The organism is Pedobacter sp. 01T416_2 (assembly GCF_056398925.1).
Genome location: NZ_JBFTQI010000046.1, coordinates 1 through 14,390 on the forward strand (window position 1 = coordinate 1; position 14,390 = coordinate 14,390).

The following is a 14,390-nucleotide window of genomic DNA, read 5'->3' on the forward strand; positions in this document are numbered from 1 at the left end:
CTGTATTTTAGCAGTCTGTATTTTAGCAGTTATATCCTGGTTGGTGGAGTTTGGTATTATATCATCAGTTTAATCCAGATTTTAATCCGCCCTTACCGCTCACTTCACCATGCCATTTTCGAATGTTTGATGAGCAGCGCAATGTTCTTGAATGCCAAAGCCAAAAATTACGATGTGGATGAACCACTCGATCTGCAACAAAAGGAAGCCATAAAACTGCACATTAAGGTTARCCAGAAACATGAACTGATCAGGAACCTGTTGCTTACCGATAAGTACGCTATGAACCCCGATAACGTTAAAGGCCAACTGTTATTAGAAAGGGCGAGGTTACTGATCGATTTGTATGAGCAATTGAATGCCGTACATTATGATTATGCCTTGGTGCGCAAAACGCTGGCAACGGGCCCGAGTTTAAAACTGATTGCCACCTTGATTGGATTGCTGGCGAAAGAGCTTGAACAGTTGGGCAGGCACGTTCGGTCGGCCAAGGCTTATAAGGGAGAAGTGGCCACCAATATCGAATATTACCAGAAACGCGTAATGCTGTTGCAGGAAATGGAGCGTTTAAACGAAACCCAGCGTAAAATTGTATTAAAAGTGGTTTCGAACATGAACGATATTGTGCGCATTATCGAAATGATTAGGGGCAATGAGCGCACGCCCGAGAAACATTTACAAGAACTGAGCGGATCTATTTCTTATCCCTTGTTTGTTACCGGCGATCGCTTTTCGATCAGGGAACACGTTACGTTAAAATCGCCAATCTTTAGGTTTTCGTTGCGCTTGGCCATCTGTTTTCTGTTTGGTTTCTTGCTCATTTGGCAGTTGGAACCGAGCAAATACAGTTACTGGCTTTTTCTCACCCTGGTCATTGTGGCAAGACCTAAATTTTCGATTACCTGGAAACGGAACTTACAGCGGTTAAAAGGAAGTCTTGGCGGGGTCGCCGTCGGATTGATCATCATCTATTTTGTGAAGAGTCCGGCGGTGCTGCTTTCTTTTTCGGTGATTTTTTTATTGGGTTTTTATGCCTTTAACCGTTTAAATTATACCGTAAGTGTATTGTTTATTACCCCAGCAGTAATTTTAACGCTGGGCAGTTACCAAGGGCATTTCGACCATATTGTACACGACAGGATTATTTTCACGGTGCTGGGCTGTGTAATTGCCATTTTTGCTACCTATCTTTTCCCCATTTGGGACAGCCGCCAGTTGAAAGAGAAAATAAGCAAAGCCACAAAAGATAGTTTGCACTATTTGCAGGTGGCGATAGAAAGGAAGGAAAACCTGGGCGAGAATATTCCGCGCATGGCCAGAAAAAATGCCAACCTGAGTTTATCTGCATTAAGCGAAGCGATTGAATCGGCCAGTCAGGAGCCCATGCGGAAACATATCGATTTTAATGGTTTGTATGGGGTACAGTCGACCATTTACCAGATCAATGCAATTATTACTTCTATATACCTTTCGCTTAACCATAAACCAGAACAGGCTGATCCATTGTTGGTTAATCAGATTGTAGGTAACCTGAGTACTGCAGAGGTGCTAAAAAGTGATGCTAGGCCTCATGTTGATGCAATAGATGTTGATCATGATGACCATTCTACCAAACAGAAACTGGCACATATTGCGGCTTTATCGTTAGAATTTAACAGGTTTAGTGCTGGTTTCAGGGGTTAAATTTAATTGTTTGTCAGTCTGTCCAAAGGACTCCTACGGAGAGGGGAGTCAGGGCCCTGCTAGCTGTTGACTTTTGAGCTCTTTTTTGTTCCCGCAGATTAAGGTGATGAGCGCAGAAACTTCAAGATCATCAATTTTCTAGAGATAGATTAACTCGTTGAGCTTATATGAAACTTATATGTCTTATATGGTTCACAGAAAGAGGGTCTTCGACAGACCACATTGACAGACTCCAATAAAGTGGTCGTCATTCCCGCGCAGGCGGGAATCTTAAAGCGCTCGCTACTAGCGATAGTTGTAAGATTGCTTCGTTGGCTGAAAAAGCCTTCTCGCAATGACGATAATCTGAGGAGATTTAATTTTTTAAATTCTCCTGTCATTCATATTGATTTTTATACATAAATTACCCCTCAGGATGATAGATTCTAAAAATCAGCGTCAGCGGGAACCCCCTTTATACTAATCATAGCAAATTGTTCGTTAATAACCTTCAACAGCCTTAGCTTGATAGCGGATGCCCGCAAGGAGAACCTTTGAACGATTTTTATTAAAAAGCTTCATTTCAGGGTTGTTAAGCGTTCTTCTTTAAAATTAAATGCATTGATTATTAGTGTTTTATTATTCTTTTAGTTAATTAGTGTTAATTATTTAGAATAATTCTAAATAAAGACCTATATTTGTTCATCATTATATTTGGTTAGTTGATGATAACAAGACCTGTTTGCCTGCATTACTCAATGCAGGCGAATCAGGCACTACTCCACAGTAAATTTCAATCTATTTCTTTTACATACGTACAGTAATAAATTTGATTGAATTGATAGTAAAAAATAGGATATTGGTATATTGTGAGCCTTTAAACATCCTTATTCGCATGAAAAGATCATTTTTAAGCTTCCTTTTGATTTCTTTTTTAACTGTARCTGCTTTTGCCCAAAAGAAACCTAATTTTTGGGATGACGTGCAAACCATTAAAAAATACGATCAAATGTACAAACCACCCGTTCATCCGGTGTTGTTTGTAGGAAGTTCATCCATCAGGAAATGGGACGACTGTACACAGATTTTTGCCAAATACAATGCTTTAAACCGCGGAATAGGTGGTGCTGTAATTAACGATATTACCTTTTATTTAAATGATGTTGTTTTTCCTTACCAGCCTAAGCAGATTGTACTGTATGTGGGGGAGAACGATTTACCAAACGAAACGGTTACACCTGATACTGTTTTAAACCGCACCATCCGTTTAGTGCAGGCCATTAGGGCAAAGTTACCAACGGTGCCTATTGTTTACATCTCTATTAAACCAAGTCCGAGCAGGGATAAATTTAAAGCAAAGGCAGTAGCTTCGAATGCATTGATCGCAAAATTTTTAGCTAGAGAGGCCAACACGAAATTCGTTAATATATATCCATTGATGCTAACCAAAGACGGGCAGCTTAGACCAGAACTTTTTGTTGGAGATATGTTGCACATGAATGTTGCTGGTTATGCCATCTGGCGAAAAGCGGTAGAACCGTATTTAATGAAATAGTCATTTTTTACCAACTAAGAGATTCTGATCAAGATATTTTTCTCTAATTATTTTTACCATATAAGACATGTAAGAACATATGAGCTTACATGTCCTTAAATTCTTATATGGTTAGAAACCTTTAGGATGTTGCGCTTTAAAATAAAACAACATCTTTTTTTACAACCTAAAAAGGCTGTCTCATAATTATAGTTTGCTTCGAATTTGCCAAGTTGTCCAAAGGACTTCTACGGAGAGCCTGTCGAAACGCCTTATGAGACATCTAAAAAAGGTCCTTCGACAAGCTCAGGATGACAATTTTATATTTATAATACAGCTTCTTTTAATTTCATTGCACAGTCCCAGCAAACTAGCCCCGATTGAACGGAAAGCCCGCAATCTTGATTTTTCATCGGGAGAGGACTTGAAGTAAAAGCGGGACTGAAACAACCCTAAGCACTACAGGCTTTGTGCTCCAAAAAATAAGATTAAATTTTCTCACCACCTCAAGCAAATACCCCCCTAAGGTGTCGCTGCCACCAGATTACCCATCATTTTACCATATAAGAGATATAAGAACACATAAGCTTTCATTTTACCATCTAAGGCAACTTGGCACACCTAAGAAAATAAACATTAGCTATTTCATACTCATAATGATTTGTTTTAGTGGATGCGGTAAGCAATGTTAACCGGAATTAAAATTATATATTTATTATTGCGTGCGAATGATCCCTAACCATATGTACAAACTTCTGCTTGCCGTTACTTTTCTTCTGATGGGCTATCATGCGTCGGCCCAGGATCTTTTGGGCATTCCGCAGATTGTAAATTACAATAACGAGCAGTACAACGCAGGGATGCAGAACTGGGACGTTAAACAGGATAAAAACGGGATTCTTTATTTTGGGAACAATGAGGGGCTGCTTACTTTTAACGGTCGCTATTGGAACCTGTTTCGCTTACCTAATTATACCTCGGTACGCTCCATCGGGATCGACTCTAAAAACCGGATTTATGTAGGTGGACAGGATGAATTTGGTTTCTATTACCCCAATGAGAAAGGGATTTTAAAATATACTTCGCTTTTAAGCCTGCTACCCGAAAACCTGCGGAAACTGGCTGATATATGGGACATCTCGATTATCCACGACGAAGTTTTTTTCAGGTCGAACAATTCCATTCTGCATTATAAGGATGGGGTGATTAAAAACTATAAACCCAGTAAGGCCTGGCTATTTATGGGCATGGCCAATAATAAAGTGTTTGCCCAATCGGAAGAATCGGTTTTAATGGTTTATGAGCAGGAAATGTGGAAGCCTTTTTGTGCTGATCCGGTTTTCAAGAAATCGTCTGTTACAGCTATTTTACCTTATAATGGCGATACTTTGATGGTTTCTACGTTAAAGGGCGGTTTTTTTCTATTGATTAACCATCAGCTTAAACCCTTCAAAACCAATCTCGATCATGTGTTTTTTAACGACCGGATTTATTTTGCCAATCAGATCAATCAAAATCTGTATGTAGTAGGCACCACCTCTGGAGGGGTATATATTATGAACAAAGGTGGAGAACTGATTCAGAAATACAATTACAGGGAAGGTTTGCAGAACAACAACGTAAGGGGAGTACTGCAAGACCGCGATAAGAACATGTGGTTGGCTTTAGATGATGGGATTGCCTATGTGGCCATAAATAGCGCTATTAAAAGTATTTTTCCTGACCGTAATAAACAGATTACGAGTTATGCATTTAGGAAGTTTAACCAATCAGTTTATATTGGTACATCGAACGGTTTGTACATGACCAAAGTTAATCCTGCTGCCGAAGATTTAAGTTATGCCACCTCGAATTTTGAGGAGGTGAAAAATACTAAAGGGCAGGTTTGGGGGCTTGATGAGATTAACAGTAAGCTGTTGCTTGCACACGAGGAGGGTACACTTTTGGTGCAGAACAATGTAGCTAAGCCGCTTTACAATTTACCAGGCACCTGGTTGTACCAGACTTTAGATCGGGTTTACCCGAGCAGCGAGGTTATTGCAGGCACTTATTGGGGTTTACAACGCTTAACCTATAAGGATGGGCTATTTAATAATGGCGGAAGAATTGACGGCATAAATGAGCCGCTGCGGTTTCTTGTAGCGGATAATAATAACCCCGATCATATCTGGGCATCGCACCCTTACCATGGGGTATATAAAATAGAATTGCAGCCCGATCATAAACGTGTACTGCATACCACCATGTATACTGACCGCGATGGATTACCTTCTAAATTGTACAATTATGTGTACCATATAAAAAACAGGGTGGTAATTGCAACTGTTGATGGCATTTATGAATATGATAACACGAAGAAAAAATTTGTCCGCCTAAAATTATTGGCCAATGCCATAAAGGGTATTTCGGTGCAATATATGAAGGAGGATAACGACGGGAACATTTGGTTTGTAAGCAATAAAAAAGTAGGCGTAATCGATTTTAGCCGGCCATCAGGATCGAATCCTTTTAGTATTTTTTATTTGCCCGAGTTAGATGGCAAAGTAGTAGGCGGCTTCGAATCTATTTACCCCTTGGATAGTAAAAACATATTTATTGGAGCCAATAAGGGAGCCTACCATATTAACTATGAAAAATACATCGAGAACATAACCAAACCAATTGTAGTGCTGGGGCAGATTAAATTGCTTGGTAAAAAGGATAGTTTGGTTTTTGGAGGCTATTTTACAACCAAGGGCATCATTTCTGCCAAACAGGATCAGAACGAGATACCTGAATACACCAATAATTTAAATTCAATGCATTTCGAATATTCCTCAACGTTGTTCGAGCATGATAAAAATATTAAATTCAGTTATCAGTTGGTTGGTTTCGATAAGGAATGGTCGGCATGGAACACGAAAAGCGAAAAGGACTATACCAATCTACCTGCTGGGAAATATACTTTCAATATTAAAGCCAGAACGGATGTAGGTAACGAATCGGAAGCGGTAGGCTATACTTTTGTCGTGCTGCCAGCCTGGTACAATACCATATGGATGAGGATTTTTTACCTGATTTTGATTGTGCTGTTAATTAGGTTGATTATTAGATGGCAGAAGCGAAAACACATTAAAGAGCAGGAGCGGATGAGCTACCTGCATCAGCTGGAACTGGATCGGAACGAAAAGGAAATTGTTAGGCTGCAAAACGAAAAGTTAGAAGCCGATGTAAATTACAAGAACAAAGAACTTTCTACCATGACCATGCACCTGGTACAGCGTGGCAAAGTATTGGCCAAGATTAAAGAAGTGATATCGGCTGTAATTAAAAACCACGATATAAATGAGAGCTCACCAAGTTTCAGGCACCTCATCAGGCTAATTAAGGATGTGGAAAAGAAAGACCAGGAACTGGACCATCTGAGCGTTCACTTCAATCATGTAAACACCGAATTTTTCAATAAACTGAAAGACCTTTACCCTGATTTAAGTCAGAACGATTTAAAGTTTTGTGCTTATTTGTCGATGAATCTTTCGTCAAAAGAAATGGCGCAGTTGATGAATGTAACCATTAAAGCCATCGAAGTGGGCCGATATCGCTTAAGAAAGAAGCTCCAGCTTAAGCCAGAGACTAATTTATATGAGTTCCTGATCAACATTGCCCGCCAAAAAACACCTTAAAACAATGTTTTCGTTACAAATAAGAACGTTTTTAGTTAAAATAGCTTAAGTGTCTGGTATTCAGTTTGATTTCATTTTCATTGTAGGGCTTATGTAGGCCTAAAAATCTTCTTTTTTGGTTAATTGAGTGCTGCTGTATGGTTTGTGTAGTAGCGTAAAATTGTTCAATTGTACTGCACGGTTATAGATTTGATTTATGAAACGGGCTACCAAAAGCCCCGGTCATTAACTAACCAAATATTAACTTAAAACTAATTTCTATGAGAGGAAGATTTACATTCGTATTCTTCATTTACTGTATCATGGCATTTCCGCTGGCCTTATTGGCACAAGACATTCCGGTTACAGGAAAAGTAACAGAACAAAATGGTGCCCCTTTACCTGGCGTAACGGTTAAGCTTGATGGAACTACCAAAGCTGCATCTACAGATGCCAATGGTGTTTTTAGCATTCAGGCACCTGTTGGCGGTAAATTAACTATCAGTTTAATTGGTATGGCAACGCAAACGGTAACCGTTCCTGTAGGCGGCCGTATCAATGTTTCGCTTGCAGCGGATTCGAAAGATTTAACGGAAGTTGTAGTGGTAGGTTACGGTACACAAAAGAAAAGTGTCGTAACCGGATCTATTTCTAGCGTAAAGGCAAAAGATTTAGAAACGATGCCGATTAACAGAATTGAGCAGTCGCTACAAGGTAGAACATCTGGTTTAACTATTGCAAGTGGAAACGGGCAACCGGGTACCAGTTCTACGGTTAGAGTAAGGGGATACACTTCTTTCGCATCGTCGGGAAATAACGATCCGCTTTGGGTTGTTGATGGGGTTATTGTTGATAATGGTGGTATCGGTTATTTAAATCAATCTGATATCGAATCGATTGAGGTTTTAAAAGATGCCGCATCGCAGGCCATTTATGGTGCACGGGCTGCAAATGGAGTAATTATTATTTCAACCAAAAAAGGAAAAGCAGGCGGGATAAACATCAATTACAATGCATTTTATGGTACCTCGGCTCCGGCTAAGAAACTCGATTTGTTGAATGCAACAGATTATGCCATCATCAGAAATGAATCGGCCGTTAATTCTGGGAAAGCTGCACCTTATGCAAATCCTGCATCTTTTGGGGTTGGCACAGACTGGCAATCGGTAATCTTTAATAATGATGCGCGCAGACAAACACATGAGTTTAGTGTATCCGGCGGAAATGATAAAGCGAATTATTATACATCCTTTGGTTATATAGACCAAGATGGTATAGTTGCAAGCCCGATTTCGCAATGGAACAGGGCAAACGTTCGTATAAATACTACTTTTAAACCGGTAAAATGGTTAACCTTTGGAGAGAATATGGGGTATAGCCACTCCGTATCGAGCAGTTTGGGTAATACCAATAGCGAATTTGGCGGACCTTTAAGTTCTGCTATCAATTTAGATCCTATTACACCTGTAATTGAAACCAATCCGGCTATTATTGCTGCCTCGCCGTATACCTTGCCAAATGTTTTAAGAGATCCGGCCACTGGTTTTCCATACGGATTGTCGAGTGTGGTTGGACAAGAAATGAGTAACCCACAGGCATACATGCAAACCAGACTGGGAAATTATACCTGGGATCATAATATTGTTGGAAACGTATTTGCAGAGATTCAGCCTTCGCAGGAATTTAAATTCAGATCATCTCTTGGAACAAAGGTTGCATTTTATGGAGAGGACCGTTTTACACCTCTTTTTTACTTAACCTCGTCAACCAAGAATGATAAGGCATCGTTTTACAGGGAGATGAACACGGTGTTAAACTACAACTGGGAAAATACCTTAAGTTATACCAAAAACATAGGTAAACACCATGCTTTTGCCATATTAGGTCAGGGCTATTACCTGGATAATAATAATCGTGGCATAAATGTAAACTTTGCCAACGTAATTGCGACAAACTTTTACGAAGCCAATATGAACTATAAACCAATTGCGGGTGATAGAACCAGCGATGGTAGCGATGGTACGGCGCACACCATTAACTCGTTGTTTACCAGGGTAACGTATGATTACGATGAGAAATATTTATTTACAGGTATTATCCGTCGTGATGGATCTTCGCGTTTTGGTAGCAACAACAGATTTGGTTACTTCCCATCGTTCTCACTAGGTTGGGTACCAACCAAAGAGGGCTTTTGGAAAGAAAATAAAGTGATTAATTTCTTGAAAATCCGTGGGGGCTATGGTGTTACCGGTAACGATGCCATTGGCGATTTCAGGTATGTTGCGTTGGTGAACAGCGGGCGTAATTATACTTTTGGTACTACAGATATAAGTACTATTGGATGGAGTCCGGCTGCCTTGTCAAATCCTGATTTGAAATGGGAAGAAACCCGTCAAACCAATATAGGCTTCGACTTAACCTTATTTAATAATTTTAATCTATCGGCCGAGTATTATAAAAAGAAAACCGTTGGTGTTTTGCAAACGCCTGATATCCCATTATACGTTGGGGCAGCAGGTGGAGCAGCAGAAAATGTTGGCGACATGCAAAATACAGGTCTTGAGTTCGAAGTTGGCTATAAAAAGAAAATCGGCGAGTTTAACTTAGGCGTTAATGCAAATCTATCGACATTAAAAAACAAGGTGACCAAGCTGTTGCCAGGAAAAACTTTTATTGAAGATAATGCACAGAGCTTTCAAACCATGGGTAATTTTACCAGAACAGGTTTAGGCAGATCTTTCAACGAATTTTATGGTTACGAAATGCTGGGTATATTTCAGTCGCAGGCAGAAATTGATGCATATAAAGGACCAAACGGCACTATTTTGCAACCTACAGCAAAGCCTGGTGATATTAAATATGCCAATCTAGATGGTAATGAATCTATTACCGCTGGCGATAGAACCTATATTGGCAGTCCGCTACCTAAGCTTACTTATGGTGTTACCGTAAACCTGGCCTACAAAGGCTTTGATATGGTGGTGTTTGGTAATGGTGTTGCGGGTAATATGATTTTTCAGGGCTTAAGACGTTTAGATGTTACTTATGCCAACTGGCAAAGTTCAATTTTAGACCGTTGGACACCAAGTAATCCTTCTTCTACTGTACCAAGGGTTGTAGAAACAGATCCAAACGGAAACAACACAAAATTCTCGAAAAAATACCTGGAAAAAGGCGACTATTTTAGGTTAAAAACACTTCAGATTGGTTACAATCTTCCTTCAAAAATTACGCAGAAAATTGGTGCACAGAAGCTTCGTGTTTATTTAATGAGTGAAAACCTTTGGACAATTACCAATTATTCTGGTTATGATCCGGAAATAGGTGGAACAGTATTGGGTGTAGATAGAGGTGTTTATCCTCAGGCCCGTTCATTTATGGTTGGTTTAAATGTTGGATTTTAATTTTTAATAAAAATGAAAAAGAATATTTTATGCTTTGCGGCTTTATTGGTGGCCGCTCAAGCAATGGTTTCGTGCCAAAAGCAATTGGACGTTAATCCTAGAGAACGGGTTTTGGAGAGTAGTTATTATGCAAATCAACAGCAAGCATTTAATGCTTTGGTTTCGGTTTACGATCAATTGGGCAATCAATCATCGGGTTATTTAACCAAGCTTAATATTTTTGCTTCGGGCTCTGACGATCATTATGCAGGTGGAGATTCCCCTTCAGATTTAGGGGACCTTCAGGCAATGAACAACTATACCGTAACGTCTTTATCTGGTGCGCCAAGTTACTTATGGGGCAAGGGTTTTACAGGTATTTACCGGGCCAATGTACTGTTAAAGAAAATTGAAGGCATTAGTATGGATGCCGGCTTAAAAAATAGGTATATCGCTGAGGCAAAAGCTTTAAGAGCAATTTTCTATTTTGATCTGGTTCGTATCTTTAAGAATGTACCGTTATTGTTAGAACCTGTTGATAAAGACAATCTGTTTAATGTTGTGCAGGCACCTCCAGCTGATGTTTATAAACAGATTGAAGCCGATTTAACCGCTTCACTAACAGCACTTCCATCAACAATCCCGACAGGAGAAGCTGGTCGTCTTGGTCAAGGTGCAGTTCATGCTGTATTGGGTAAAGTTTATTTGTGGCAAGAGAAATGGGCACCGGCAGCAGCAGAATTTGCACTTGTAAATGGTACAGCTCCAGGTGCGAGTACTTATGGTTATAAACTGCTTCCAAATTTTGCTGATTTATGGAATGTTAAAAATAAATTCAATTCCGAGTCGGTACTCGAACTGGCCTACAATACCACATCTAACATGGCATGGGGAACAGTAGGCAGCGGCGAAGGAAACGTGATGGGGATTTTGGTAGGACCACGGAATTACGTTCCTAAAATTGCAGCTCAGGCGCCAGACTATGTATCGGGCTGGAGTGTAATGCCTTTTACACAGGAGTTTTTCGATCTGATCCACTTCGATCCGAGAAATAAACCGACGGTAGCAAACTTAGATAGTTTAGAAAAAGCTGGGATTGTTTCTTACAAGCATGCAAATGCCAATACCGGTTATTTTGTTGAAAAATTTGCTGGCCGAAATTCTACAAAAGCGGCAGTTGGACAACTAGAATTAAACTTCGGTCAAAATATGTACGAAATCCGTTTGGCCGATACTTATTTAATGGAAGCCGAAGCTTTATTAAAAAGTGGCGCTGCTGTTGGTGTTGGTACCAAAGCTTATACCATGTTAAATGCAGTAAGGGGAAGAGTAAACTTAAACCCTGTTGCGGTTACTATGGATAATATTATGAAAGAAAGACGTATTGAGCTTGCTGCCGAAGGACAACGCTGGTTTGATTTAGTGAGATGGGGATTGGCAGCATCGAAACTTTCGTTTAAGGGATTTGTGGGTGGAAAGAATGAAATTCTTCCTGTACCAGAAAGAGAGCTTGCAAATTCAAAAATAGTTCAAAGTAAAGAATGGGGTGGTTCAAAATAACATCTCATCTATGCACGCTTAATGTTTAATTGTTAACAGGGAGAAAGCGAAATCTTTCTTCCTGTTTTTTTAATCTGCTCATCTTTTCCCTATGCTTTCTACCAAATTCCTTCGCCTTTTTATCGTTTGTATTTTTACCTGTTCTTCACTTGCCGTTATTGCTCAAAACCAACCTGAAGTTTGGCTTACCAAAGCCGATCGATCTGTTTTATTCGGCAAACAGGCAGGTAAATTAAGTTTTAATGTAGCTAAAAACAATCTGCCAACCATTACTGTAAATAACAAAGAAACCTATCAAACTATTGATGGCTTTGGTTATGCCCTAACAGGTGGAAGTGCACAGCACATTGTGAAAATGTCGGCACCAGCCAGAGCGGCTTTATTGAAAGAGTTGTTTGCTACTGATGGAAACAACATCGGGGTGAGCTACATCCGCCTGAGCATTGGCGCTTCCGATTTAAACGAAAAAGTATTTTCTTACAACGACCTTCCCGAAGGACAAACCGATTTAACACAGGCTAAATTTGATCTGGGTCTGGATAAAGTAGATGTGATTCCGGTAATGAAGGAAATCCTGGCGATCAACCCAAAACTGAAAATTATGGGCTCGCCATGGTCTCCTCCCTTATGGATGAAAACTACATACGATGCCCGTGGTGGGATGCTAAAGCCCGAATATTACGATGCTTACGCTAAATACTTTGTAAGGTATGTACAGGAAATGCAAAAAGAGGGGATTCCTATTGATGCGATTACCGTTCAGAATGAACCTTTGCACCCCGGCAATAATCCCAGCTTGCTTATGGTTGCACCAGATCAGGCCCTTTTTGTAAAGAAATTTCTCGGTCCTGCTTTTGCTAAAGCCAATATTAAGACCAAAATTATTGTTTATGATCATAATGCCGATCGCCCGGATTACCCGATTAGCATTTTAGATGATCCGGAAGCCAGAAAATATATCGATGGATCTGCCTTTCATCTGTACGGAGGAAAGATTGAAGCCTTAACTGATGTGCACAATGCCCATCCTGATAAGAATATTTACTTTTCTGAGCAAATGGTGGTGGAGCAGCCAGATGCTGCGGATATTAAAATTRTTAATCCGGTTAGGMGTTTGATTATCGGCGCTACCAGAAACTGGAGCAAAAATGTGCTGGAATGGAACTTAGCCGCCGATCCTGAAAACAAGCCTTATACCGACAGAGGTGGCTGTTCGATGTGCCAGGGCGCAGTAACCATTGATAAAGATTCTTATAGCAGAAACCTGGCTTATTATTCCATTGCGCATGCTTCTAAATTTGTTCGTCCAGGTGCTGTTCGCATTGCTACTAACGATTTATCCGATCTGCCAAATGTTGCCTTTAAAACACCTAGTGGAAAACATGTTTTAATTGTAGCCAATAACGGTAAAAATGCCGCTAAGTTTAATGTTAGCTTTAATGGCAAAACACTTGTCGCAACACTCGATAAAGGCTCTGTAGCCACATACATCTGGTAATTATCTAAAACCTAATCTTATTTTATGTCTTTTACAAAATCAATCTTATATATTTTTCTGTTCAGCATTGTTTCGTTTACAGGGTTTAGTCAAGGATTTTTAAAAGCCGAGGGTAAAAAAATAGTGAACGCAAAAGGCGAGAATGTTTTGCTCCGCGGCTTTGGTTTAGGCGGTTGGATGTTACAAGAGGGTTATATGCTCAAAATTAACAACGAGGCACAACAATACCGCATCCGCGAGCGGATAGAAGAACTGATGGGGCCAAAACAGACCCAGGAGTTTTACGATGCCTGGCTGGCCAGCCACATGCGTAAAATTGATGTCGATTCGTTGAAACGCTGGGGCTTTAATTCCATTCGTTTACCCATGCACTACAATTTATACACCCTGCCGGCAGATAAAGAGCCGGTTGCAGGCAAAAATACCTGGCTGGAAAAGGGTTTTGCCTTAACCGATAGCTTGTTAGCCTGGTGTAAGGCTAATAAAATGTACCTGATTTTAGATTTGCACGCTGCACCTGGTGGACAAGGGAATGATTTAAACATTGCCGACCGCGATCCATCAAAACCTTATTTATGGGATAGTGAAGCCAATCAGGGGAAAACCATTGCACTCTGGAAAAAACTGGCCGAACGTTACAAAGATGAACCTTATATTGGTGCATACGATATTTTGAACGAACCTAACTACGGTTTCTCAAACCCTGAAGAAGATAAAAACGGAACAAAGGAAAAGGTGAATGCACCATTAAGAAAATTAATGATCGAAATTACCAAAGCTATCCGCGAGGTTGATCAAAAACACATCATTATTATCGAAGGCAATGGCTGGGGCAATAATTACAATGGTATTTTCCCGCTTTGGGATAAAAATATGGTGTTGAGTTACCATAAATATTGGAATTATAATGATCAGACGTCAATAGCACATATTATTAAAGCCAGAGATGAACAGCATGTTCCGGTCTGGCTTGGTGAAACAGGAGAAAATTCTAATGTTTGGTTTACTGATGCCATTCAACTTTTAGAAAAAAATAACATCGGCTGGGCTTGGTGGCCATTGAAAAAAATAGGAGCGAATAATCCGATGGAAATTAAATCGAACCCCAATTA

7 protein-coding genes are annotated in these 14,390 nt (G+C 39.9%); all 7 read left to right on the plus strand.

What is annotated here, in order from left to right:
* Positions 1 to 1,683: FUSC family protein (locus tag AC1DPQ_RS03645; RefSeq protein WP_477607982.1), on the plus strand; the 1,683-nt coding region annotated here is incomplete at its 5' end.
* 874 nt (positions 1,684 to 2,557) lie between these two features.
* Positions 2,558 to 3,217: a GDSL-type esterase/lipase family protein gene (locus tag AC1DPQ_RS03650; protein WP_477607984.1), complete on the plus strand. Its 660-nt coding sequence runs from the start codon at positions 2,558 to 2,560 to the stop codon at positions 3,215 to 3,217.
* A gap of 722 nt (positions 3,218 to 3,939) precedes the next feature.
* Positions 3,940 to 6,858, plus strand: a complete 2,919-nt coding sequence (locus AC1DPQ_RS03655; protein ID WP_477607986.1) for a ligand-binding sensor domain-containing protein — start codon at positions 3,940 to 3,942, stop codon at positions 6,856 to 6,858.
* Between the two features lie 260 nt (positions 6,859 to 7,118).
* On the plus strand, positions 7,119 to 10,241 hold the full coding sequence (locus AC1DPQ_RS03660) for a SusC/RagA family TonB-linked outer membrane protein (RefSeq protein ID WP_477607987.1): 3,123 nt from the start codon (positions 7,119 to 7,121) through the stop codon (positions 10,239 to 10,241).
* A gap of 12 nt (positions 10,242 to 10,253) precedes the next feature.
* The gene (locus tag AC1DPQ_RS03665; protein WP_477607989.1) at positions 10,254 to 11,780 is read left to right on the plus strand and encodes a RagB/SusD family nutrient uptake outer membrane protein; all 1,527 of its coding nucleotides are present in this window, start codon (positions 10,254 to 10,256) and stop codon (positions 11,778 to 11,780) included.
* A gap of 91 nt (positions 11,781 to 11,871) precedes the next feature.
* Positions 11,872 to 13,278 carry a glycoside hydrolase family 30 protein gene (locus tag AC1DPQ_RS03670; protein WP_477607990.1) on the plus strand — a complete coding sequence of 469 codons (1,407 nt, stop codon included), beginning with the start codon at positions 11,872 to 11,874 and terminating at the stop codon, positions 13,276 to 13,278.
* Positions 13,279 to 13,302: 24 nt separating this feature from the next.
* Positions 13,303 to 14,390: glycoside hydrolase family 5 protein (locus AC1DPQ_RS03675; RefSeq protein ID WP_477607992.1), on the plus strand; the 1,088-nt coding region annotated here is incomplete at its 3' end.

Excerpts from the sequence above, each read along its gene's own strand:
- AC1DPQ_RS03660 (WP_477607987.1), top strand. The coding sequence starts at position 7,119 with ATGAGAGGAAGATTTACATTCGTATTCTTCATTTACTGTATCATGGCA.
- AC1DPQ_RS03665 (WP_477607989.1), top strand. The coding sequence starts at position 10,254 with ATGAAAAAGAATATTTTATGCTTTGCGGCTTTATTGGTGGCCGCTCAA.
- AC1DPQ_RS03655 (WP_477607986.1), top strand. The coding sequence starts at position 3,940 with ATGTACAAACTTCTGCTTGCCGTTACTTTTCTTCTGATGGGCTATCAT.